The sequence below is a fragment of the Paraburkholderia sp. IW21 genome (assembly GCF_041321145.1).
Taxonomy (GTDB): domain Bacteria; phylum Pseudomonadota; class Gammaproteobacteria; order Burkholderiales; family Burkholderiaceae; genus Paraburkholderia.
This window is the reverse complement of the sequence record NZ_JBGGWA010000003.1, coordinates 238,309-260,022: the sequence shown is the minus strand read 5'-3', so window position 1 is coordinate 260,022 and position 21,714 is coordinate 238,309. Positions and strand designations below refer to the sequence as shown.

Here is a 21,714-nt window from a genome sequence, read left to right as displayed (position 1 = left end):
ACAAAGTCACCCCTCGGCGCAGCGCGTCCCCTTTGCACGGTGTCCGTACGATCGCGCTAATGACCACCGCCGCGATCGCGCTGCTGGTCGGCAGCACGGCTACGGCGGTAGCCAGGACCACCCTGCTGGTCTATACAGCGCTCGAGGACGAGCAACTCAAGCCGTACGCGGACGCGTTCGAGCAAGCCAACCCGGACATCGAGATCAAATGGGTGCGTGACTCGACTGGCGTGATTACGGCCAAGATCCTTGCCGAAAAGAACAACCCACAGGCTGATGTGATCTGGGGCCTCGCGGCGACCAGCATCGCAAAGTTCGAAAGCGACGGCATGCTGTTGCCGTATGCGCCGAAGAATCTTCCCGCCATGAGCGCCGCGTATCGTGACCCAAAAGCGCCACCGAACTGGTTCGGCATGGACGTTTGGGGCGCGACGATCTGCTTCAACACTGCGGCCGCCGCAGAGCAGCATCTGCCGAAACCACAGAGCTGGCAGGACCTGACGAAGCCGATCTACAAGGGCAAGATCGTGATGGCGGACCCTGCCTCATCGGGGACGGGATATTTCGATGTGACCGCGTGGTTGCAACTGTTCGGCGAGCAGGGCGGGTGGCAATACATGGATGCGCTCGACAAGAACATCGCGCAGTACAACCATTCGGGCTCAGCACCGTGCACGATGGCTGCATCAGGTGAGTACCCGATCGGGATCTCGTTCGAATACCGCGCGGCAACCCTCAAGGCGCAGGGCGCGCCGATCGATCTCGTGTTTCCGAAGGAGGGGTTGGGCTGGGATCTGGAGGCGTTCGCGATCATGAAGAACACGACGAAGCTGGACGCGGCGAAAAAACTTGCCGACTTTGCGTCAAGCCGGGAAGCGAACGTGCTGTACGCGAAGAGCTATGCGATCACAGCGGTGCCAGGAACGGCCAGGCCGATGCCGAATGTCCCGGCCAATTATGCAAGCCTGCTGGTCAAGAACGACTTCACATGGGCGGCAAACAACCGGTCCAAGATCCTTGCACAATGGGCCCAGCGCTATTCGTCGAAGAGTGAGGCCAAGCAGTAACCTGGGAAATCAGCGCGAAGCGAAAAAAAAAGGATTGCAGGTGTTCTATGCCGCGCCACGAGTGGATCCTTGCACAGCGGCGGGCGGCGTTTTAACGTAGTGTTGGGGTTGGCAGACACGTGGCAACGATCACGGTGCGCAACGCGCATGCCAACCCACTCCGCTGCCGTGTGTGAGCGGAAAAAACAGAATATATGGAGGTGGCAAATGTTGATTGGCGTACCGAAGGAAATCAAGAATCACGAGTATCGTGTGGGCCTCACGCCGGCAAGTGTGCGTGAGTTGACCGGGCGTGGCCATCAGGTGGTGGTGCAGACAGCAGCAGGTGCCGCAATCGGTCTTTCCGACGACGCCTACGTCGCTGCCGGCGCGACCATGTCCGACAGCGCGACGGAAATCTTTGCGAAGGCGGACATGATCGTCAAGGTCAAGGAGCCTCAACCCGTTGAGTGCGCGATGCTGCGTCCCGGGCAGATTCTCTATACCTATCTGCACCTCGCCCCGGATCCCGAGCAGACGGCGGCATTGGTCAAGTCGGGCGCCATCTGCATCGCGTATGAAACCATCACGGGTCCGGGTGGCGGGCTGCCTTTGCTGGCGCCCATGAGCGAGGTGGCCGGCCGCATGTCGATCCAGGCCGGCGCGGCGCATCTGGAAAAGTCAAAGGGCGGCATTGGCGTATTGCTCGGCGGCGTTCCGGGCGTGGCGCCAGCTCACGTGGCCATTATTGGTGCGGGCGTCGTCGGCACCAACGCTTTGCAGATGGCCGTCGGAATGGGCGCCAAGGTGACGATTCTCGACACGAATGTGGACCGCTTGCGTCAGCTCGATCTGGTCTTCGGCAATCGTATCTCCACGCTCTACTCGAATGGTCAGAGCATTGAGGAATCGGTTCTGGACGCGGATCTGGTGATTGGCGGCGTGCTCATTCCAGGCGCGGCAGCACCCAAGCTGGTCACGCGCAGCATGATCAAGGCGATGAAAGCGGGCACGGTTGTCGTCGACGTTGCGATCGATCAGGGCGGCTGCTTCGAGACGTCGCATGCGACCACGCATGCGGAACCGACGTACGTGGTTGACGATGTCGTTCACTATTGCGTGGCGAACATGCCAGGGGCGGTGGCGAGAACCTCTGCTTTCGCGTTGAACAACGCCACCATTCGTCACGCGGTCGCACTAGCGGAGAAAGGCTGGAAACGCGCGCTGAGTGAGAACGCACATCTTAAGGCCGGCTTGAATGTCTGCGAAGGTCACGTCACGTACGAAGCAGTCGCGAAAGACCTTGGTTATACGTACGTGCCTGCCGATCACTTGTTGAACTAGCCCGACTGACGGGTGCAATAACCGGTCGCGAAAGCGATGTCAGGGCTGGGTGTTGCGGGTCGACATGACGGCGCCCGCAACGCCTGATTCAGGCTATCGCATTCAAGACGTGCTCGCTTTCTCACCGAGGCGATTCGAAGCGGCGCCATTCCGGCTTCCACGACACGCTGCATAACCGGACCCATCACACGAGTTTTTGATACGGTACTCGCCCGTGTTTGTGGAGATCCGCCTCTGTCCGCAACCCGTGAACACGGAGAACGAATGCGGGCCGACATCATCAGTGTCATCGAGGGCATTGCATTTCAGACCAACATTCTCGCGCTCAATGCCGCCGTTGAGGCGGCTCGTGCCGGCGAGCAGGGACGCGGCTTCGCTCTCGTCGCGGCCGAGGTGCGCGCGCTCGCACAACGCAGCGCGGGCGCCGCGAAGGAGATCAAGGAATTGATCGCCGCGTCGTTGGCCCGGGTTGACACGGGGTCGAGGCTCGTGGATGAGGCGGGCGTCACGATCAAGTCGATAATGCAGGCGGTGCAACAGGTCACGAGCATCATGGATGAAATCGCGGCGGCGTCAGGCGAACAGAGCAGAGATATCGAGCAGGTAACCCAGGCGGTCAGCCAGATGGACCGGACGACGCAACAGAATTCCGCGCTGGTAGAGGAGGCGTCCGCCGCCGCCGGATCGATGGCAGAACAGGCCCGGGCGTTGCGTGAGGCGATTGGCGTCTTCAGGATGGAAACGGTGGCAACGACGAACTCTGAGCGTGTCACATCGGCACGCGTCGCTTTTGAGGAAGTTGCAACTGTTGTTGAGGGCAGCGCCGTAGCTGCCGGATAAACACGCTAGTGGCAGTAGCGGGATTGAGCATGAATGCCGCTGGCAGTGCACCGGAAAAGTAGCCTCGGATAGGCAAGCCCAAAGGTGTGCAGCACAGCACCGGGGGTTACCTGCTGGGGGCGGCACTCACGATGAAATGGACGTTCGACATTCGTCCGGACGATGTTTTCTGGTGCACGGCCGACATTGGCTGGATTACGGGTCACACGTATATCACCTACGGTCCGACTGCGGTGGGCGCGACCCAGATTGTATTCGAAGGCGTTCCGACTTATCCGCATGCGGGCCGCTTCTGGGAGATGATCCAGAGGCACAAGGCGACGATTTTCTACACTGTCCCGACGGCGATCCGCTTGCTGGTCAAAGTGGCCGAAGCGGATATCTCAAGTCATCCGAAGTGTTTCGATCTTTCCAGTCTGCGCATTCTGGGCATCGTCGGGGAGCCGATCAATCCGGAAACCTGGGTCTGGTACCGTGAACATGTGGGAGCAGGCCGCTGCCCGGTCATCGATAAGACCCCCTCGGGCAAGATCATGCAGCGACTGTTGCGCTCGCTGGCTAAGGGCGAAAGCCTGACGCAGGATGTATCGACTCTGGAAAACCCGTCGATTCTCGATCAGTTCGGCACAGCGGCCTGATTCACGATTCACCATCTATCCGTCATCTTTACCCGGTTCAGTCGCTTGGTAGGTGGACGCACCGGTTAAAGGACGCTGCAAATCCGTGTTTGAGATAAAGCGCTGTTCCGTGCGCTGAATGATCTGGCGCCGCGGTGGCCTCCCGCAGCTCTTATTCCGAATGCGGTGCTGAATGGGCTGACCTCAAGTGCAGACGCGACTCGTAAAACTGTGGAGGGTATGAATGTTTGAGTGTAACGACAACGAAAGGACGCAGCGCCGGGAGGTTCGTTGCGATGGCAAGCTCATCCAGGAAATACCGCGCGAACGGATCGATGATCCTGGCGTTGACGAGGTGCGCCCGCGTTGGGGGTGGCGTTGCGGAATCAACCCGGACGATCGAAGCCGCTGACAACGGGAAGAGAAAGTACCGATTGTTCAGGTAATCGGTCTACTCGAAGCAGTAAGCCATGATTTTGTTGACAGTTGACGATTTGGTCTGATAAGGTTAAACATTACTTCTGCTCGGTCTACCATGATTGACGCGCCATCGGTCGGTACAATCCAGTTGCTTAAAAAGCACTCGCTTACAACGCTTGTGCAGGACGAACTCGAACGCCTGATTCTTCGGGGTGAACTCGCCCCGGGAGACAAGCTAAACGAGGCACAACTGGCCACTCGCCTGGGCGTCTCGCGTGGGCCGGTGCGGGAAGCATTTCGCGCGCTCGAACAGGCGGGGCTGCTGCGCACGGAAAAGAATCACGGCGTATCGGTGAAGATGTTGTCCCTCAAGGAAGCAGAGGAGATCTATCAGGTCCGCGCCATGCTTGACGAACACATTGGCCGGTTGCTGGCCAACGGTATTTCAGCCGAGCATCTGAGTGCACTGCGCCAGATTGTCGAGTCAATGAAACGCGCGCAGAACAGTCACGACGGGCAGACTTACGGTCACCTGAACCTGCAGTTTCATGACACGATGGCCGCAGCGGTCGGCAATGAGAAATTGCTTGACACGTACCGGGGCCTCGTCCGGGAACTCAGTCTGTTCCGGCAAACAGCCCTGACGCTTGATGCAGACGCGATCGATCAGTCTGCCCACGAGCATGAAGCGATCATCGAAGCAATTGCCGCCGGTGATTCGAATCTCACCGAGAGCTTGATCCGAAGCCACCTGGATCATGGCCGTGAACGCATACGGCGGTCCCGTCAGGCTCGCCACACGAACGAGCCGAATTCGGTACCAGAGGTGAATTGAGCGGCTTAATTGTGCATCCGCTTGATTTCCCGCTCGCGGTCGGCATAAACCCCGCCGAAACGCCGCCGGCTTCCCGCTTACACCAATACCTATCCGTTTAACGCATACGTTAGATTTGCGTTGAGAAGCGTACGCCGATCGCCACGGTGTAGAACCATGGTCAGAGACCGGCGTTCAGCACGACAGATCACCCCCCCTTCCCGCGAAATAGCTCTTTCAGTGCGCGCAGGAGACGCTTTGTTCAATCGACTACGCGCCGCGTAGTGCCTTTTTCTTGACGTTTTCCGTAGCTCCAATTTCTCAAGATTTGGAGCCTCCGGAAAAACCCGGAGCGGTTCAGTATCGTCGCTGCGGGTAGAGCAAGAACACTCTATGCACGATTCACCGTTGCGCCCGGTCAATTAAGAAAACATATAATTTACAAATTGAGACTTAAGGAATTCTGATCTGATAATCAGAAGCTGCCGTCATGAGCAATATCCGTTTCATTCGTACTTTCATCGCGGTGGCACGCTGCGGTTCGTTTGCTGCCGCGGCCGAGAAAGTCGCGTTGACGCAGGCTGCGGTCAGCATGCAGATGCAGACCCTGGAGGCTGAACTGAAACGCCCGCTGTTCGAGCGGGTCGGACGGACCAACCGGCTTACAAGCATCGGCAAGCAGATCCTGCCGCAGGCGGAGCGTCTGGTTGCGCTCTACGACACGATGCGGCTGACCGGGCTCGGCGAGGAAACTGCCGGCTCGATTTCGATCGGAGCGGTGGACTCGGCGATGGGCGCGCTCGCCGCGGCGGTGACCGAGTTGAAAGTGCAATATCCGAACCTCGATGTGCGGCTTGTTACGGGCAAGGCGTTTGCCCTTGCGCCGCAGGTCGAGACCGGTGAAATCGATGCCGCGGTGATCGTCGAAATGGCGGGCAAGACGCCGGTCAGCCTGAACTGGACGCCGCTCTATTCGGAGCCGATGGTGGCGGTAGGCGCGCGCAGCGTAGCCGCCGGCAGCGCCGCCGAACTACTGAGCGGCCGGCCATTCCTGCGCTTCGAACGCAGTCAGCGAACCGGCGCGCTGATCGAGCGCGCGCTGCGCCACAACCGCCTCGCGGTGACCGAGTTCCTCGAATTGAACTCACTTGAAGTGATCGTCGAACTCGTGCGCCAGAACGCAGGCGTGTCCGTGGTGCCGTTACTCGAATACGGCTCGTGGGCTAGCGACCCGGCGCTGCGCGTGATACCGCTGCACAGCAACACGCCGCCGCGCATCGTCGGGATGCTGGAGCGAAAAATTCACGACCGACACGCAGCGATGACGATAGTCCAGGAGCGTATCCGGGCCCGCTCGGGCGCGCGCAATGGCCCGTGAAGCGTGATTCGCGACGCCCGTTGAACGGCCTCGTGACAGCTGGACCAAACACAAGTTTTCCTTAAATCAGGAAAAAGAAATATCAGCTTTTCATGGGATTTCAGGCCGTTGAAAATGGATTGATTCGTTGGCTGCACATAGTTGCACGCCATTTCATCGCCGGTGGCGAATCATCTGAAAGGAAGGCAGCATGGAAATCATTGCCGAGATTGCGCAATCCCAGGACGAGATCAAGGCGATCCGCCGCGACATTCATGCGCATCCGGAATTGCGCTACGAGGAAGAGCGTACCGCGGATCTCGTGGCGGAAAAGCTTCGCGGCTGGGATATCGAAGTCACGCGCGGGCTGGGCAAGACTGGCGTCGTCGGCGTGCTGCGCAAAGGGTCCGGCAAACGCGCAATCGGATTGCGCGCCGATATGGACGCGCTGCCGATCCCGGAGTTGAACACGTTCGCGCATGCCTCGCGTCATGAAAACAAGATGCATGCGTGTGGCCACGACGGCCACACTGCGATGCTGCTTGGGGCCGCGCAGTACCTGGCAAAACACCGGAATTTCGACGGCACGGTCGTGTTCATCTTCCAGCCGGCGGAGGAGGGGGGCGGCGGCGCGAAGGCGATGATCGAAGATGGGCTGTTCGACCGCTTTCCGGTCGACGCCGTGTTTGCGCTGCACAACTGGCCGGGCATGCCGGCGGGCGAGTTCGGCGCACGTGTCGGCGCAACTCAGGCGTCGAGCAACGAGTTCGAGATCCGGATCAAAGGGGTAGGTTCGCACGCGGCGATTCCGCACGACGGCGTCGATCCGGTGTTCACCGCGATGCAGATCGGCACCGGCCTGCAAAGCATCCTGACACGCAACAAGCGCCCCATTGACGCGGCCGTCCTGTCCATCACGCAGATTCGGGCGGGCCACGCCGTGAACGTGATCCCCGATGAGGCCACGCTTGCCGGCACGGTCCGCACCTTCTCCACCGAGGTTCTCGACCTGGTCGAAACCCGCATGAAAGAGATTGCCGCAGCAACGGCGGCGGCCTATCGCTGCAGCGCCGAAGTCAGCTTCGTGCGCAACTACCCGCCGACCGTCAACACGGAAGAAGAAACCCACTTTGCGCTGGGCGTCATGCAGGAGATCGTCGGCGTGTCACACGTGCAAACCAACGTCGATCCGACGATGGGCGCAGAAGACTTTTCGTACATGCTGCTCGAGCGGCCGGGCTGCTATGCGTATATCGGCAACGGCTCGGGTAAGCATCGCGAGCATGGCCACGGTATCGGACCTTGCATGCTCCACAATAGCAGCTACGACTTCAACGACGACATGCTGCCGCTCGGCGCGACCTACTGGGTTCGGCTAGTCGAGAAGTTCCTTCAGAAAGCCTGAGCCATTCCGCCGTCACTGTGCGTGCGCTTCAACAGGAACATTTCATGGACCCTTCGTCCTGCTTTTCCGCCTCCTATCGCGAAGCCCGCGCGCGTTTTCTGCAGGTCGCGGCCGAGCGACATGCGCGCGTCGACAGCCGCGTGCTGCCTGGCATCGTCGGTCTCGAAGGCGAGCAGCTCGCCATGGACGTGGTGCGCCTCGGACCGGCCCACGCACGGCGCATGCTGATCCTCACCTCCGGCACCCATGGCGTCGAAGGCTTTTGCGGCTCGGCCGTGCAGCAGGTATTGCTCGGTGACAGTACCTTGCATGCGCTTCTTCAGAAGCGCGACGTCGCGATTCTGTTCGTTCACGCGATCAATCCTTATGGTTTTTCCTATCTGAGCCGCACCACGGAGGCCAACGTCGACCTGAACCGCAATTGCGTCGACTTTGCCGCGCCGTTGCCCATGAACCCGGCCTACGACGAGGTTCATGACCTGCTGATTCCCGCAGCGTGGCCGCCGTCGCCGGACAACGAGGCGGCCATCCGGCACTATGTCGAGACACGCGGCGAATGGGCGTACCAGCAAGCCGTGACGACCGGGCAATACACGCATCCGCACGGTATGTTCTTCGGCGGCCACGAACCGTCATGGAGCACCCGAACGCTGCGCCAGTTGCTGGAAGAATATGGCGACGCATGCGAAAGCATCGGCTGGATCGATTTTCACACGGGGCTCGGGCCTCCCGGATTCGGCTCGAAGATCTGCGTAGGCACTGGCGGCCGCGAGGAGTTGGAGCGCGCGCGAGGCTGGTGGGGCGCGGACGTCACGAGTCCGCTCGATGGGACGTCGATCGCGGCGAACGTTGCAGGCCCCGTATCAGAAATCCTGCGGCAGACGTGCCCGCACGCCGCGAAGGCGGCGATCGCCATCGAATACGGCACCGTGCCGCTGACGGACATGCTGCTCATGCTGCGGGCCGACGTCTGGGTCCGTCATCACCCGGACGCACCGGAAGTACTGAAAGCGAGCATCCGCGCGCAGATCCGTGCGGCGTTCCTTGTCGAAGAGGATATATGGAAAGGCTTGATCATTAGCCAAGGTCAGGCAGCCGTGTGGCAGGCGATCGATGGACTGGCGGGAGAAGCGCGATCGGGTCCGGCTTGTGCGGACCCGTTTGAATCCTGAACGATTGAGCAATTGTGGATAGTGGCGCTCGTTGCGCTGCCATGCATGGACGCCCCCGGCGTTGCCGCGTTCCTGGGAAGGTCTCGTAAGTCCCGACAACAAGGGTTTCAGTGGCCGATTTTTACAATCGGGTGGGAATAAGTCGGCCGGTCTCACGGCATGGAAAAGGGCGCTGCGGCGCCTTTTTTTATTGCTGTGTTATTGGTGCGATCTGGGATGGCGGGCGCTGTGGAAATGGATTCCATCAACTCGCGCACCAAGGTCAGCACCGCGTTGATCTCGTCCAACACCTTGTTGCGGGCCGCCTCGTCCTTGAGGACCGCCGTTGCTCGCGCACTACATACCGTACTTCGCGACTTCCGCCAGTACTTCCCGCTTTTGAGTATTTCTACGTTGCTGCAAATACATGTATGAATGTACAGTATTGTGCGTGGCCACGCAGCGAATGTGCGGTGGCGGTGGCGGCGCGCCATGAACCCGTCCGTCGCTGATTAACTTTCCAGGCGCGCGGGCAGCTCGCACGATTGAACGGAGACTGAACCCTATGCCGGCTTTACCCACTCAGGGGCACTATGCCTGAACAACTCTGGTTGCCCGGGCTCGAGGCGCCGCCTGTCCCGACAGACGGACTGTTCTTCGCCGTCTTTCCAGACACGAATACGGCGTCCAGTATCTCGAAACTAGCGCAACAGATCTGCGGGGAGACGCGCTCGAGGAGCAAACCCCTCGGGGCCAACCGTTTGCACGTCACTCTGCTTCACCTCGGGAATTTCGCAGGCGGTTTGCCGCCGGCGCGGGTGGAGGCGGCGATGACCGCTGCCGCGTCGATCAGGATGGAGCCTTTTAGCGTCGAGTTCGACAGTGCGGTCAGTTTTGCGCTGAAGCCGCGGCCGGGGCCATTGGTGTTGGGCGGAGGCGAGGGCGTCGTGGGACTCCACGCGCTTCACGACGCGCTTGGACTGGCATTGCAAACCGCTGGATTCGGGGATCGCGCAGTCTCGCCAAATGCGTCGTACACCCCTCACGTGACGCTGGCTTACGGCATGCCTTGGGTCGCGCCACGTCCTGTCGAAGCCGTCAGTTGGAACGTGCGTGAGTTTGTTCTGGTGCACAGCTTGCTCGGGCGCACCCGGCATGTCGCGCTGGCGCGCTGGCCGTTGGGGGCCGAGTGAAACATGCCGGCTGTTGGCGGCCTTCGTGAAGCAAACGTATCGAAGCGCGTCGGATTAAAACCGCATGCCGGTTGCGCAGCCACCAGCAAAACCGCCGCCGCTTCCGCCCGCACCACCGCAGAATACGCCACAGCCGGACAGCGCGACGGACATCGTAACGGCCGCCAACGTCGCGCGTAGGCCTGATTTGAAAGCACGCTTCCGAAACAGCGCAATAAATGCAGCCAAGCGCGGATAGAAACGTGCGGCGCAAGCGGGAAATGCAGTGTCAAAGCGGTGGTGGGTCATTCCGGTTTGCATAACGTAATTGGCATCGGTGAGTAGAAGCAGTACTTGCCGGCACTTTTGGCGTCTTCCGACGAAAGACTTTCGTAAGTTTTTTTGCCGGTACGAAGCGGTGCGGCCGCTAGCCCTCCACCCTAGCTCACGCCATGCGCCCTTCAAATACGCAAAATCCGAAAACCAGGGGGTTCCGTCGATCAGACAGTCAGAACCGTCGCGCGCTCCCTGATAGAATGCTTGAGCCGCAACGTAGTGGACTGCAGATGAAATTGCTTGATGCGTTAGTCGAACAGCGTATTGCCGCCGCAGCCGCGCGCGGTGAGTTCGATGATTTGCCGGGCGTGGGCGCACCGCTGCCCTTGGAGGACGATGCACTGGTCCCCGAGGAAGTGCGCGTCGCCAACCGGATTTTGAAAAATGCGGGTTTCGTGCCGCCGGCTGTCGAGCAGCTGCGCGCCTTGCGCGACCTGCAAGCGGAGCTGAATGCCGTGAGCGACCGGACCACCCGTTGCCGTCTTCAGGCGCCCATGCTGGCGCTCGATATGGCACTTGAATCGCTGCGCGGCGGCCCGCTGGTCCTGCCGCGCGAATATTGCCGGCGCATTGCCGAGCGGCTTTCGGAACGCGCCGGCAATCTCAATATGGCCGATGCGGGTTCGCAGTGAGCGAGCCGCTTGCCCGCTCCGCCCCGCCCGGTCTGGAGTCTGTCGAATCGGCTGAAGCGGTGACATCGTCGGCTGCCCAAGCCGAATCTGTTGGCGCCGGCGCTGCCGCACCGGCGGTGAGTGATCCCACTCCAACAGCCGCCGCCCTTGCTGCGCTAGTTAACCTCCCCGCGCCGGAAGAATCGCCCGTGCCTCCTGTGTCCGAGCGCGATCGCCGCTTCATGACGCTCGCCCAAGCCGCCGCCGAAGAAGCCCGCGCAGCCGGCGAAGTGCCGGTCGGCGCGGTGCTGGTACGGGACGACGAAGTCATCGCCACCGGGTTCAACCATCCGATCGGGGCGCACGACCCATCGGCGCACGCGGAAATGATCGCATTGCGCGCAGCCGCGCAAGCCGTCGGAAATTACCGTCTGCCGGGCTGCGAACTCTACGTGACACTCGAACCTTGCCTGATGTGCGCCGGCGCGATCATGCACGCACGCGTCGCCCGCGTCGTGTTCGGGGCGCGCGATCCGAAAACCGGAGCGTGCGGCAGCGTCGTCGATGCATTCGCGAATCCGCAGTTGAATCACCACACCAAGGTGACCGGCGGCGTGCTCGAAAGCGAGTGCGGGGTCGCGCTTAAATCGTTTTTTGCCGAGCGGCGACGCGCAAGCCGCGAAGCACGCGCGGCGGCGCGGGGCGAAGCACACGTCGAAGCAAGCAGCGAAGCACATCCCCACGCGCACGTCGAAACACGTAGCGAACCGGGATCGGCTGAGCCGCTCTAAAACAACAACATCCAACAGGTCTTGCCAATGACCGTCCATCGCACTATCGAACTGATCGCGCCGTCCGGATATCCGCACGACTCCGAAGTGCTGCATCGTGCATTGCACCGCTTGCATGCAGAGGGGCATCGCGTCGAGGGTGTGGAGGCGACAAGGCGCCGCTACCAGCGCTTCGCCGGCACCGACGGCGAGCGTGCCGCCGAACTGAATCGGCTGGCCGACCCCTCGCGTGAGTTGCCCGATATCGTGCTGGCCGTGCGCGGCGGCTATGGTGCGGTGCGCATCCTGCACGGACTCGATTATGAAGGGCTGCAACGGCGGCTGACCGATCAACCGGTCGCGTTGGTGGGCCATAGCGATTTCACCGCGATCCAGCTTGCTTTGCTGGCGCGCGCGGGGGTGAAAACCTTTGGCGGCCCGATGTTGATGAGCGACTTCGGCGCGGAAGACTTAAGCGCATTCACCATGCAGCACTTCTGGTCCGCGCTGACCAACCCGACCATGACGGTGACGAGCAATGTGCCCCAGGCGCAAGCTGCCGATGTGACTGGCATGTTGTGGGGCGGCAACCTGGCGGTGCTGACGTCGTTGATCGGCACGCCGTACATGCCTCCGGTGCAGGGCGGCATTCTGTTTCTGGAAGATGTCAACGAGCAGCCATTCCGGCTCGAGCGGATGCTTTATCAGTTGCATCTGTCAGGCATTCTCGCGCAGCAGCAGGCACTTGTGCTCGGCGACTTCTCCGGCGGCAAATCGTACGATTACGACAACGGCTACGACCTGCACGCCGTGATCGAGCAGGTGAGGTCGGTGATCGGAATTCCGGTCATCACCGGTCTGCAATTCGGCCATGTACCCAACATGTTGACGCTGCCGGTCGGCGCGGATGCGCACCTCGTTGCCGGCGCGCACGGGTTCAAATTGACGTTGTCGGGCTATCCGTACCTCGCCTGAAACTCGCAATAGCAGGGAAGCGGGCGTTTGCCCGCTTTCTTTTTGGGTCTACAACGCAACTAACCGTCTGAAATTTTAGGCTAACGCCAGCAGCCAAGTCAGCGAATGGCTTCCCATTTTGTTGACAAAAAAAGCTTTCAATAGACCGGGCTGCCACACCTTAATTAAACTTGTACTGAAGCCACACAGGGCTTGTGCGCCGCACCGACTGATCCACAGCCAATGCCGCTACCTTGATTGTCAAAATTAAAAGCAAAAATTGTTGACAATTTTTATGTCCATCCTATGATGACCAACATACCGAGACGAACATCATGTCCGACACAGATTCCGCAGCCGCGAATAGTTCGAAACCCGAAGCGATCGCCGAGCGCATCCGCGCCGCGATCCTCGAGCATCGTCTCGCGCCCGGTGCCAAGCTGACAGAAGCACAGTTATGCGAAGTATTTGGCGTGAAGCGTGGCCCGATCCGGCAGGCGCTGGCGCAACTTGCGGCCGACCATCTTGTCGACCTCGAGCCGAATCGTGGCGCGTTCGTCGCGAGTCCGTCGCTGCAGGAAGTGCACGACGTGTTTGAAATGCGTCGGATCATTGAGCTGGCCGTGGTGGAACGCATTTGCAACGGTCACGGCACGCGACGGTTAAAGAGCATCGGCAGCATGATCGGCCGCGAACGCAAGGCGTTCGAAACACGTGATTTTCCGGCGTGGATTCGCCTGTCGGGCGAGTTCCACACCGAGTTGGCCGGGCTCACCGGCAACACTGTGCTGTGCGACTGCCTGAACGGACTGGTGGCGCGCTCCACGCTGATTTCTGCCCTGTACGAGTCGCTCGGACGCAGCCCTTGCTCGTTCGAAGACCACGCAGCGATTCTCGCCGCGCTCGACGCCGGCGATGCGAAGGAGGCGGCGGCCCTCATGTCGCGCCATTTGCAAAGCGTCGAGTTGAAGATGCTGGACCGCCCCATACGCGGCGCGGCCGATCTGCATGAAGTGTTCGGTGCACTTAACGGTGCCCCAAAGGACGCAACCAGGGACTCACCGAAGACCAGGTCCGCGCCAGGCTGAGGCAGGCGGCCGGTGCGCGCTCGTTGCCGGTGCGCGCCGCACTGAATGAACTGAACCGAATCAAGCGTTGCAAGGCGGCTCGGCGTGAGCGCTGCCGGCTTGCGCACGCGTGGCCGTCACTGAATGACAGCCTTGGAGTAACAACGCATCGCCGGGAATTCGCGGCTGCCGGCGGTGCGATAACCACAAGTACTTCAAGTACGGAGACCCCCGCGGCACGGCCCAACAGGCGGCTTCAACGTCCATTGTCGTAATCGGACGGAGGAGTGCGGCCGGCATGGCCGATGCAACGTCCTTCGATTCGTTATCGATGGTCCCTATCCCAAGGAGGAATCATGGCTGAGTTCAGTGCAGCGCCCGGCAGTCCCGCAATGTCCACTTACGGAGACGGTGTCGCGGCCAGCGATCCGTCGATCCCGGCAGGCTACAGCGAGAGGCTGTACAACGAAGACCTGGCACCGCTGCGCCACCAAACCTGGGGCGCTTACAACATCTTCGCGTTCTGGATGTCGGACGTGCACAGCGTCGGCGGTTATGTGTTCGCGGGCAGTCTGTTCGCGCTTGGCCTGACGAGTTGGCAGGTGCTGATCGCGCTGCTGGTCGGCATTGTGATTGTCAACGTGCTGTGCAACCTGATCGCGAAGCCTAGCCAGCAGAACGGCGTGCCTTATCCGGTGGCCTGCCGCGCGACGTTCGGTGTGCTCGGCGCGAATATCCCTGCCGTGATTCGCGGTTTGATTGCCGTAGCGTGGTACGGGATTCAGACCTATCTGGCTTCGAGCGCGCTGGTGATCGTGGTGCTGAAGTTCGTGCCGCAACTGTTGCCGTATGCGGACGTACATCAGCATGGTTTCATGGGCCTTTCCACGCTCGGCTGGGCCGGTTTCATGCTGCTGTGGGTCTTGCAGGCGCTGGTGTTCTGGCACGGCATGGAGACCATCAAGAAGTTCATCGATTTCGCCGGTCCGGCAGTCTACGTGGTGATGTTCATCCTCGCGGGCTACATGGTGTATCGCGCGGGATGGCGCAACATCGGCATCAATCTGGGCGGCGTCAAATATCACGGCATGCAAGTGGTGCCGGTGATGATCACGGCGATCTCGCTGGTGGTGTCGTACTTCTCCGGGCCGATGTTGAATTTCGGCGACTTTTCCCGCTACGGCAAGAGTTTTCGCAGCGTGCAGCGCGGCAACTTCTGGGGTTTGCCGGTCAACTTTCTTGCCTTCTCGCTGGTGACGGTGATCACAACCGCGGCCACGCTGCCGGTGTTCGGCGAACTGATCACGGATCCGGTTGAAACAGTGGGCCACATTGACTATCCGACCGCAGTGATTCTCGGTGCGTTGACCTTCACGATCGCAACCATCGGTATCAACATCGTCGCCAACTTCGTCTCGCCGGCCTTCGACTTTTCGAACGTCGCGCCGCGTCTGATCAGTTGGCGCGCGGGCGGCATGCTCGCGGCGGTGGCGTCGATCTTCATCACGCCGTGGAACCTGTTCAACAATCCGGCCGTGATTCACTACACGCTTGATGTGCTCGGTAGTTTCATCGGACCTTTGTATGGTGTCCTGATCGTGGACTACTTTCTCGTCAAGCGTCAAAAGATCGTACTCGATGATCTCTACTCGGTCTCCCCAAGCGGCTCATACTGGTACAGCAATGGTGTCAACTACCGCGCCGTGGCCGCATTGTTGCCGGCTGCGGTGATCGCCGTGATCTGCGTGATGGTGCCGACGCTCGACGGGCTGGCCAATTTCTCGTGGTTCATCGGGGCCGCATTGGGTGCAGTGTTCTACCGTGTGCTCGCTCGCTGAGCCAGTGCTGCAACAGGAGTCGATATGCGCATCAAACTGATCAATCCGAATACGACGCAACGCATGACAGAGGCGATGGGCCGCTGCGCGCGCGAAGTCGCCGCACCCGGCACCGAAGTGATCGCGGTGAATCCGACGATGGGGCCGCCGTCGATCGAAGGCTATTACGACGAAGCGCTCGCGACGCCCGGCTTGCTGGCGGAGGTCATCGCCGGAGAGCGTGAGGGCTGCGATGGTTACGTGATCGCCTGCTTCGGCGACCCTGGTTTGTACGCGGCGCGCGAGCTGGCACGCGGTCCGGTGATCGGCATTGCGGAAGCCGCGATGCACGCGGCAAGCGTGTTGGCGCCGGGGTTTTCGGTGGTGACCACGCTGGCGCGCACGTGCGGCATGGCGTGGCATCTTGCCGAGCGCTACGGCATGAAGCGATTTTGCCGCAACGTGCGCGCCACCGACGTCGCCGTGCTCGATCTCGACAAGCCCGGCTCGGCGGCGCGCCGCATCATCCTCGACGAATGCCGGCGCGCGCTGGAGGAAGATGGATCGGACGCGATCGTGCTCGGTTGCGCCGGGATGGCCGAGTTGTGCGCGGAAATCGAAGATGCATTGGGCGCGCCGGTGATCGAAGGCGTGACGGCGGCGCTCAAATGGACCGAGGCGCTAGTGGCGCTGCGTTTGTCGACGGCCAAGCGGGGCGACTATGCGCGGCCGCTGGCCAAGCACTACGACGGCGCGCTGGAAGCCTTCAGTCCGACCGATGCCGACCCGAATCCCCAACCGCCACGCGATTCGGCCGCAAGCGCGGCGGAAAGCGCAAATTCGAACGGTTTACTGCGGGTAAACACCACCGAACGCCCCGCGGAGCCGGCACGGCACATACATTCAGTCTGACACGCACTATCTGCCCGGGTGTATGGGCGCACCCGGGTGTTTTCGCTACACTGGTCCCACTCGGCGCTGGTGTTCGAACGCTTTTTTGGTGCTGCTTTCTGGCGCCGCCTTTGGGTGCTTTATCCGCCCGCGCCGGCGTGATTAACACGCAAACGCACGCAAAACGCAGTCGCCCCCCACGTGCATGTCACGTGAGTTCCTCGCGAATTTTACGTACCGTCACCACGCATTCGTCAAACCATGCCACTCGACCCGAACTACCCACGCGATCTGATCGGCTACGGCCGCCACCCAGTCCAGGCGAATTGGCCCGGCCGAGCGCGCGTGGCAGTGCAATTCGTTCTGAACTACGAAGAGGGCGGTGAAAACTGCGTGCTGCACGGCGATCCGGGTTCGGAGCAGTTTTTGTCGGAGATCGTTGGCGCAGCGGCGTATCCGGCTCGTCACATGAGCATGGAGTCGATTTACGAATACGGCTCGCGCGCCGGCGTCTGGCGCATTCTGCGCGAATTCGAAAAGCGCGGTTTGCCGCTCACCGTGTTTGGCGTCGGCATGGCGATCGAACGGCATCCCGACCTCGGGCGCGCCTTCGTCGAACTCGGTCATGAGATTGCCTGTCACGGTTATCGCTGGATTCACTACCAGGACGTGTCGCCGGAGAAAGAAGCGGAACACATGCGCCTCGGCATGGAAGCGATCGAGCGCGTCACCGGCGAGCGGCCGCTCGGCTGGTACACCGGCCGCGACAGTCCCAATACGCATCGTCTGGTCGCCGAACACGGCGGCTTTCTGTACGACTCGGATTGCTACGGCGACGATCTGCCGTTCTGGATGGATGTCGAGGTGACGGGCGGCGCAAAGAGCCCGCAACTGATCGTGCCATACACGCTCGACACCAACGATATGCGCTTTGCGAGCCCGCAAGGCTTCAACACCGCGGACCATTTCTTCACGTACCTGCGCGACGCATTCGACGTGCTTTACGAAGAAGGCGACGAAGCGCCGAAGATGCTGTCGATCGGCATGCATTGCCGCCTGCTTGGCCGGCCAGGGCGCTTCCGCGCGCTGCAACGTTTTCTCGACCATATCGAGCAGCACGATCGCGTGTGGGTGACGCGGCGCGTCGATATCGCGCGCCACTGGCGCGAACATCACCCTTACCAACAAAACAACCGCGGGGCAGCGGCATGAAGGCGATGCAATACACTCTGGACCAACTCAACAGCACCTCGACCGACGCGTTCGTCGCAGCGCTGTCGGGCATTTTCGAGCATTCGCCGTGGGTCGCGGAAATCGCCGCGCAGCAACGGCCGTTTGCCAGCATTGACGAGCTCCACAGCAAGATGTCGAAGATCGTCGAAACGGCTGGCGAAGAGAAGCAACTGGCGTTGATCAACGCCCACCCGGAGCTGGCCGGCAAAGCGGCGGTACGCGGCGAGCTGACAGCCGAATCGACGCGTGAGCAGAGCGGCGCGGGCCTCGCCCAATGCACGCAGGAAGAATTCGACAAACTGGTCGCGCTGAACAGCGCTTATCGGGAGAAGTTCGGTTTCCCCTTCATCCTCGCGGTGCGCGGCTATGACCGCCACGGCATCATCGCGAACTTCGAGGCGCGTGTGGACAACAGCCGCGCCGATGAATTGCGCGCCAGCCTCGACCAGATTTACCGCATCGCACGTTTCCGGCTCGACGACCTGATCGACGCTTAACGTTCGCAGTCGATGCTCGCTTGTTTGAGCACGCGTCGCGGACCTCGAACCGAAACGTTTTTTCAGCACTAGCAAACATTAAGGAAGACAAAGATGGCACTCCCGACTCTCGACCCCAACGCACCGGACTTCACGCGCCGTTATGTGAACCTGGCGGACCCGCGTCTGGGCGCGCAGGCGCTCGAGTCCAGCGACGATTTCTTCGCTCCGAAGGAACGTATGCTGAATCCGGAGCCGGCCGTCTTCATTCCCGGCAAGTACGACGACAACGGCAAGTGGATGGACGGCTGGGAAACGCGCCGCAAGCGCGCCAACGGCTATGACTGGTGCGTCGTGAAGCTCGCGCGTCCGGGCGTGATCAAGGGCCTCGATCTGGACACCAGCCACTTCACGGGTAACTTCCCGCCGGCGGCTTCCGTGGAAGCTGCGCGGGTGGTGGATGGCGTGCCGAACCAGTCGACGCAATGGACCGAAATCGTCCCGTCGACCACGCTGCAAGGCAACAGTCACCACTATCACGAAGTCGGCGACGCGAACGCTTACACGCACTTGCGCGTGAACATCTACCCGGACGGCGGCATCGCGCGTTTGCGTGTGTATGGCCAACCGCAGGTCGACTGGGCAGGCGCTAGCCGCACCGAGCAGTTCGATCTGGCGGCGATGGAAAACGGCGCGTATCTGGTCGCGGCGAACAATCAGCACTTCGGCGCTGCCTCGACGATTCTGATGCCGGGCCGCGGCGTGAACATGGGCGACGGCTGGGAAACGCGCCGACGCCGCGAACCGGGCAACGACTGGGCGATCGTCGCGCTGGCACAGCCGGGTGTGATCAAGAAGATCGAAGTCGATACGGCTCACTTCAAGGGTAACTTTCCGGACCGCTGCTCGATCCAGGCTGCCTACGTAACGGGCGGCACGGACAGCTCGCTGATCACGCAAGCCATGTTCTGGCCCGTGCTGCTGGGCGAACAGAAGCTGAAGATGGACAATCAGCACTATTTCGAAAGCGAAATCGCGGCATTGGGTCCGGTGACCCACGTGCGTTTTAACATCATTCCGGACGGCGGTGTGTCGCGTCTGCGTCTGTGGGGTACGCTCGCATAATGAAAACGCTGGCTATCGAACCGTTGACGAAGGAAGCGTTCGCCCCATTCGGCGACGTGGTCGAACTTGAAGGCGCGAAGCAGATCCCGATCAACCTCGGCACGACGATCCGCTATCACGATCTCGCGAAAGTGGACGTCACCGACGAGAACGGTCGCACGCTGGTGAACCTGTTTCGCGGGCAACCGCGTACGCTGCCGTTCGAAGTGAAGATGCTCGAACGCCATCCGCTGGGCAGCCAGGCGTTCGTGCCGTTGAACGACAAGCCCTATCTGGTCGTCGTGGCGCCGGCAGGTGAGCTTGATCCGAAGCAGATTCGCGCGTTCGTGACGAGCGGCTGGCAGGGTGTGAATTATGCGAAGGGCGTTTGGCACCATCCGCTGATCGCGTTGGGCGACGTGAGCGACTTTATCGTCGTCGATCGTGGCGGCGATGGGTTGAACCTGAATGAGCAGGATCTGGCCGAGTCGGTATGGCTTACTGAAGATGCGTTGAGCGCCGTGACGGTTTGAGGCTTGCTGTCTTGGAGTATTGAGCAGGTTGGTGTGCAAAAGCCCACAGTCATCTGTGGGCTTTTGCATATGCGGACCGCGCTAGTGGACGACGATCTCGTATTTCAGCCGCGCTTGCGCAGAAGAGGTGAGCGCCCGATCACTTCGCGTGCACGCTCTGCCGGCTCGGGAGCCGAAAATCCTGCCGCTTCGATTGCCGGTTTGAGTCCTTTGAACTGCAGGCTCTTTTTCGGCGATCGCAAGGACGTCATGCCTTCGTCCCAGGCATGCAGCATCTGCTTCGCGACATTGCGCCACTGCGGTTCGTTGCGCGCCGCTTCGATCAACTCGTGGCCGACGGCGACCGCCGAGTCGCATAACGCGTCGACCATTTGAGCGTATTGGCGCGGCGCGATCCCCATGCGCGTGTTGAAGAATCGCTCGAGGGTCTTGCCGGCCGCCCAGGTCTTGCGCCCGTCGATCGGCAGGCCCGGCGGGTTGGCCGCGAAGCGCGGGTAAGCCTGCGTCGTGACGATGTCGTAGACGGGCGTGAAAGCGACGTCGTCGACCGATGTATAGAACAACGCGATGTTCTTGGTGTGGCAGTCGGCATTGCGAACGACGTAGTTCGTCAGCAGATGCCAGCCCAGCTGTTCGAGTTGCCGCCGCATGGTGTCGCGATCGAGCAAGTACGCTTTTGCGGCATTGAGTAGCTTTTCGCTGGTCGAGTTGTATTTTTCATGCGGCGGCAAACCCAGCAACCCGCACATGTCTTCGACACCGTAGGCGGGCAGTCCGTCCGCGTCGACGTCGAATCGTTCGACGATCAGGGCCCGCCCGTCATCCGACATCTGCGTGCGCGCGACCGGCGCCACGCCGAGCCGTTCGAGCACGCGCATCGAATAGAACTCGTTGAAGCCGAGAAACGGCGTGCTGTCGTCAGAGCCTTTGACAATGTGGCGGCTCGTTCGGATGGTTGGCTTACCGAGCGGCATGGGCGCCGACCGACTGACAGCGGTTTGCGCCTGAGGCGCGATGAACTTTGGCACGGCGCCCGAGATGGCTGCGCGCGCATATTCGCGCACCAGCAGCGCGAAATGTTCAGCCGTGTTGTCGCCGTGCAGGATCTCCTGTACGTCCAGTGCCTGTAGCTCGGTTCCCGGCACGATGCCTTCAGGGGTGACGGTGACGCGGCCTATCCCCATCGCTCCCACCACGGCGAGCAGCGACAGGTCGGTGCCGTCGAGCAACGGACCGAATTGTTCGCGGATCAGATTCAGCAAATAGCCTTCCGGCAGGTTCTGCCGGAAAAATGGATGCAGATCGCGCGGCCAGCGCCAGGCTTCTTCTCGAACCGGCATGGTCAGACTGACGAAGTCGGCCACTGTCGCGTCGCGGTTGTATTTGAGGACGTAATCGTCGCGCTCGCGGAATAGCGTGGCGACGGTTTTGCCCAGCACCTGGACGTCGAGCCTCATGAGTTCGAATCCGGCATGCGTTGCTCAGCCAGGATGTCTTCAAGCGTGCGTCCGTGTCCATGCGCGACGACCTTGAGGTCGTAGCCTGCCGCTTCGAGCAGACGCACAAGCACCGAGACGCTCATGTCGTTTTTGGCGAGCGTTTCCATGCGCGCAACCGTGGTACGAGCAACGCCCGCGCGACGTGCCAGTTCGTCCTGAGACAGGTTGCTTCCGCGCCGTACGGCCTTTAGCATGTCCGAGACGTCAGCAAGGTTAGTCATTTGTAGCCCCAAGGCATCTTTTTTACGGATATTACT

21 protein-coding genes and 2 pseudogenes are annotated in these 21,714 nt (G+C 61.1%); 19 read left to right on the top strand and 4 right to left on the bottom strand.

The genetic code is table 11. The annotated features are described in order from the left end of the window. Positions 1-59 precede the first annotated feature (59 nt). The 8 genes and pseudogenes from ACAX43_RS08425 (at position 60) to ACAX43_RS08390 (ending at position 9,015) form a co-directional block, all read left to right on the top strand. Positions 60-1,067, top strand: a complete 1,008-nt coding sequence (locus tag ACAX43_RS08425; RefSeq protein WP_370708310.1) for a putative 2-aminoethylphosphonate ABC transporter substrate-binding protein — start codon at positions 60-62, stop codon at positions 1,065-1,067. A gap of 207 nt (positions 1,068-1,274) precedes the next feature. Next, positions 1,275-2,390: an alanine dehydrogenase gene (gene ald, locus ACAX43_RS08420; RefSeq protein WP_370707949.1), complete on the top strand. Its 1,116-nt coding sequence runs from the start codon at positions 1,275-1,277 to the stop codon at positions 2,388-2,390. A 276-nt stretch (positions 2,391-2,666) separates the two neighbouring features. Next, positions 2,667-3,230, top strand: a pseudogene (locus ACAX43_RS08415) (methyl-accepting chemotaxis protein); the annotation flags it as partial. 71 nt (positions 3,231-3,301) lie between these two features. Continuing rightward, positions 3,302-3,743 (top strand): annotated as a pseudogene (locus ACAX43_RS08410) (AMP-binding protein); the annotation flags it as partial. A 642-nt stretch (positions 3,744-4,385) separates the two neighbouring features. Beyond that, complete coding sequence (locus tag ACAX43_RS08405) at positions 4,386-5,102, top strand: phosphonate utilization associated transcriptional regulator (RefSeq protein WP_370708309.1); 717 nt, start codon at positions 4,386-4,388, stop codon at positions 5,100-5,102. Between the two features lie 469 nt (positions 5,103-5,571). After that, entirely contained in the window at positions 5,572-6,459 is an 888-nt protein-coding gene (locus tag ACAX43_RS08400) for a LysR substrate-binding domain-containing protein (RefSeq protein WP_370707948.1), read from the top strand. A gap of 190 nt (positions 6,460-6,649) precedes the next feature. After that, on the top strand, positions 6,650-7,843 hold the full coding sequence (locus ACAX43_RS08395; RefSeq protein ID WP_370707947.1) for a M20 aminoacylase family protein: 1,194 nt from the start codon (positions 6,650-6,652) through the stop codon (positions 7,841-7,843). Positions 7,844-7,887: 44 nt separating this feature from the next. Then, complete coding sequence (locus ACAX43_RS08390; RefSeq protein WP_370707946.1) at positions 7,888-9,015, top strand: M14 family metallopeptidase; 1,128 nt, start codon at positions 7,888-7,890, stop codon at positions 9,013-9,015. 152 nt (positions 9,016-9,167) lie between these two features. Here the strand turns inward: ACAX43_RS08390 and ACAX43_RS08385 are convergent, their stop codons facing one another. Beyond that, positions 9,168-9,302, bottom strand: a complete 135-nt coding sequence (locus ACAX43_RS08385) for a hypothetical protein (protein ID WP_370707945.1) — start codon at positions 9,300-9,302, stop codon at positions 9,168-9,170. A gap of 285 nt (positions 9,303-9,587) precedes the next feature. On the opposite strand from ACAX43_RS08385, the gene ACAX43_RS08380 reads away from it, so the two are divergent. After that, entirely contained in the window at positions 9,588-10,187 is a 600-nt protein-coding gene (locus ACAX43_RS08380; protein WP_370707944.1) for a 2'-5' RNA ligase family protein, read from the top strand. A gap of 54 nt (positions 10,188-10,241) precedes the next feature. On the opposite strand, the gene ACAX43_RS08375 is transcribed toward ACAX43_RS08380, so the two are convergent. Then, positions 10,242-10,475, bottom strand: coding sequence for a hypothetical protein (locus ACAX43_RS08375; RefSeq protein ID WP_370707943.1), 234 nt, complete (start codon positions 10,473-10,475; stop codon positions 10,242-10,244). 257 nt (positions 10,476-10,732) lie between these two features. On the opposite strand from ACAX43_RS08375, the gene ACAX43_RS08370 reads away from it, so the two are divergent. The 10 genes from ACAX43_RS08370 (at position 10,733) to ACAX43_RS08325 (ending at position 19,958) form a co-directional block, all read left to right on the top strand. Then, positions 10,733-11,134 (top strand): DUF1992 domain-containing protein, encoded by a 402-nt coding sequence (locus ACAX43_RS08370; protein WP_370707942.1) that lies wholly within the window; start codon positions 10,733-10,735, stop codon positions 11,132-11,134. After that, positions 11,131-11,904: a tRNA adenosine(34) deaminase TadA gene (tadA, locus tag ACAX43_RS08365; RefSeq protein WP_370707941.1), complete on the top strand. Its 774-nt coding sequence runs from the start codon at positions 11,131-11,133 to the stop codon at positions 11,902-11,904. Before ACAX43_RS08370 ends, tadA begins: the two co-directional genes overlap by 4 nt. A gap of 27 nt (positions 11,905-11,931) precedes the next feature. Further along, the gene (ldcA, locus tag ACAX43_RS08360) at positions 11,932-12,858 is read left to right on the top strand and encodes a muramoyltetrapeptide carboxypeptidase (protein WP_370707940.1); all 927 of its coding nucleotides are present in this window, start codon (positions 11,932-11,934) and stop codon (positions 12,856-12,858) included. Positions 12,859-13,172: 314 nt separating this feature from the next. Further along, positions 13,173-13,925, top strand: a complete 753-nt coding sequence (locus ACAX43_RS08355; RefSeq protein WP_370707939.1) for a GntR family transcriptional regulator — start codon at positions 13,173-13,175, stop codon at positions 13,923-13,925. 335 nt (positions 13,926-14,260) lie between these two features. Further along, the gene (locus ACAX43_RS08350) at positions 14,261-15,742 is read left to right on the top strand and encodes an NCS1 family nucleobase:cation symporter-1 (protein ID WP_370707938.1); all 1,482 of its coding nucleotides are present in this window, start codon (positions 14,261-14,263) and stop codon (positions 15,740-15,742) included. A gap of 24 nt (positions 15,743-15,766) precedes the next feature. Continuing rightward, positions 15,767-16,633 carry an aspartate/glutamate racemase family protein gene (locus ACAX43_RS08345; protein WP_370707937.1) on the top strand — a complete coding sequence of 289 codons (867 nt, stop codon included), beginning with the start codon at positions 15,767-15,769 and terminating at the stop codon, positions 16,631-16,633. Positions 16,634-16,873: 240 nt separating this feature from the next. Continuing rightward, positions 16,874-17,824: an allantoinase PuuE gene (gene puuE, locus ACAX43_RS08340; RefSeq protein WP_370707936.1), complete on the top strand. Its 951-nt coding sequence runs from the start codon at positions 16,874-16,876 to the stop codon at positions 17,822-17,824. Further along, the gene (gene uraD / locus ACAX43_RS08335) at positions 17,821-18,342 is read left to right on the top strand and encodes a 2-oxo-4-hydroxy-4-carboxy-5-ureidoimidazoline decarboxylase (RefSeq protein WP_370707935.1); all 522 of its coding nucleotides are present in this window, start codon (positions 17,821-17,823) and stop codon (positions 18,340-18,342) included. The genes puuE and uraD overlap by 4 nt, the downstream gene beginning before the upstream one ends. A gap of 93 nt (positions 18,343-18,435) precedes the next feature. Further along, on the top strand, positions 18,436-19,446 hold the full coding sequence (alc, locus tag ACAX43_RS08330) for an allantoicase (protein WP_370707934.1): 1,011 nt from the start codon (positions 18,436-18,438) through the stop codon (positions 19,444-19,446). Then, positions 19,446-19,958 (top strand): ureidoglycolate lyase, encoded by a 513-nt coding sequence (locus tag ACAX43_RS08325; protein WP_370707933.1) that lies wholly within the window; start codon positions 19,446-19,448, stop codon positions 19,956-19,958. The genes alc and ACAX43_RS08325 overlap by 1 nt, the downstream gene beginning before the upstream one ends. A gap of 104 nt (positions 19,959-20,062) precedes the next feature. On the opposite strand, the gene ACAX43_RS08320 is transcribed toward ACAX43_RS08325, so the two are convergent. Both ACAX43_RS08320 and ACAX43_RS08315 read right to left on the bottom strand, forming a co-directional pair. Further along, positions 20,063-21,415, bottom strand: coding sequence for a type II toxin-antitoxin system HipA family toxin (locus ACAX43_RS08320; RefSeq protein ID WP_370707932.1), 1,353 nt, complete (start codon positions 21,413-21,415; stop codon positions 20,063-20,065). Beyond that, a complete protein-coding gene (locus tag ACAX43_RS08315) occupies positions 21,412-21,678 on the bottom strand; it encodes a helix-turn-helix domain-containing protein (RefSeq protein ID WP_370707931.1) in 267 nt (88 codons plus the stop codon). Before ACAX43_RS08315 ends, ACAX43_RS08320 begins: the two co-directional genes overlap by 4 nt. Between the last annotated feature and the right edge of the window lie 36 nt (positions 21,679-21,714).

Excerpts from the sequence above, each read along its gene's own strand:
- ACAX43_RS08345 (WP_370707937.1), top strand. The coding sequence starts at position 15,767 with ATGCGCATCAAACTGATCAATCCGAATACGACGCAACGCATGACAGAG.
- ald (WP_370707949.1), top strand. The coding sequence starts at position 1,275 with ATGTTGATTGGCGTACCGAAGGAAATCAAGAATCACGAGTATCGTGTG.
- puuE (WP_370707936.1), top strand. The coding sequence starts at position 16,874 with ATGCCACTCGACCCGAACTACCCACGCGATCTGATCGGCTACGGCCGC.
- alc (WP_370707934.1), top strand. The coding sequence starts at position 18,436 with ATGGCACTCCCGACTCTCGACCCCAACGCACCGGACTTCACGCGCCGT.
- uraD (WP_370707935.1), top strand. The coding sequence starts at position 17,821 with ATGAAGGCGATGCAATACACTCTGGACCAACTCAACAGCACCTCGACC.
- ACAX43_RS08355 (WP_370707939.1), top strand. The coding sequence starts at position 13,173 with ATGTCCGACACAGATTCCGCAGCCGCGAATAGTTCGAAACCCGAAGCG.
- ACAX43_RS08370 (WP_370707942.1), top strand. The coding sequence starts at position 10,733 with ATGAAATTGCTTGATGCGTTAGTCGAACAGCGTATTGCCGCCGCAGCC.
- ACAX43_RS08395 (WP_370707947.1), top strand. The coding sequence starts at position 6,650 with ATGGAAATCATTGCCGAGATTGCGCAATCCCAGGACGAGATCAAGGCG.
- ACAX43_RS08315 (WP_370707931.1), bottom strand. The coding sequence starts at position 21,678 with ATGACTAACCTTGCTGACGTCTCGGACATGCTAAAGGCCGTACGGCGC.
- ACAX43_RS08425 (WP_370708310.1), top strand. The coding sequence starts at position 60 with ATGACCACCGCCGCGATCGCGCTGCTGGTCGGCAGCACGGCTACGGCG.
- ACAX43_RS08375 (WP_370707943.1), bottom strand. The coding sequence starts at position 10,475 with ATGACCCACCACCGCTTTGACACTGCATTTCCCGCTTGCGCCGCACGT.
- ACAX43_RS08390 (WP_370707946.1), top strand. The coding sequence starts at position 7,888 with ATGGACCCTTCGTCCTGCTTTTCCGCCTCCTATCGCGAAGCCCGCGCG.
- ldcA (WP_370707940.1), top strand. The coding sequence starts at position 11,932 with ATGACCGTCCATCGCACTATCGAACTGATCGCGCCGTCCGGATATCCG.
- ACAX43_RS08350 (WP_370707938.1), top strand. The coding sequence starts at position 14,261 with ATGGCTGAGTTCAGTGCAGCGCCCGGCAGTCCCGCAATGTCCACTTAC.
- ACAX43_RS08400 (WP_370707948.1), top strand. The coding sequence starts at position 5,572 with ATGAGCAATATCCGTTTCATTCGTACTTTCATCGCGGTGGCACGCTGC.
- ACAX43_RS08380 (WP_370707944.1), top strand. The coding sequence starts at position 9,588 with ATGCCTGAACAACTCTGGTTGCCCGGGCTCGAGGCGCCGCCTGTCCCG.
- ACAX43_RS08325 (WP_370707933.1), top strand. The coding sequence starts at position 19,446 with ATGAAAACGCTGGCTATCGAACCGTTGACGAAGGAAGCGTTCGCCCCA.
- ACAX43_RS08320 (WP_370707932.1), bottom strand. The coding sequence starts at position 21,415 with ATGAGGCTCGACGTCCAGGTGCTGGGCAAAACCGTCGCCACGCTATTC.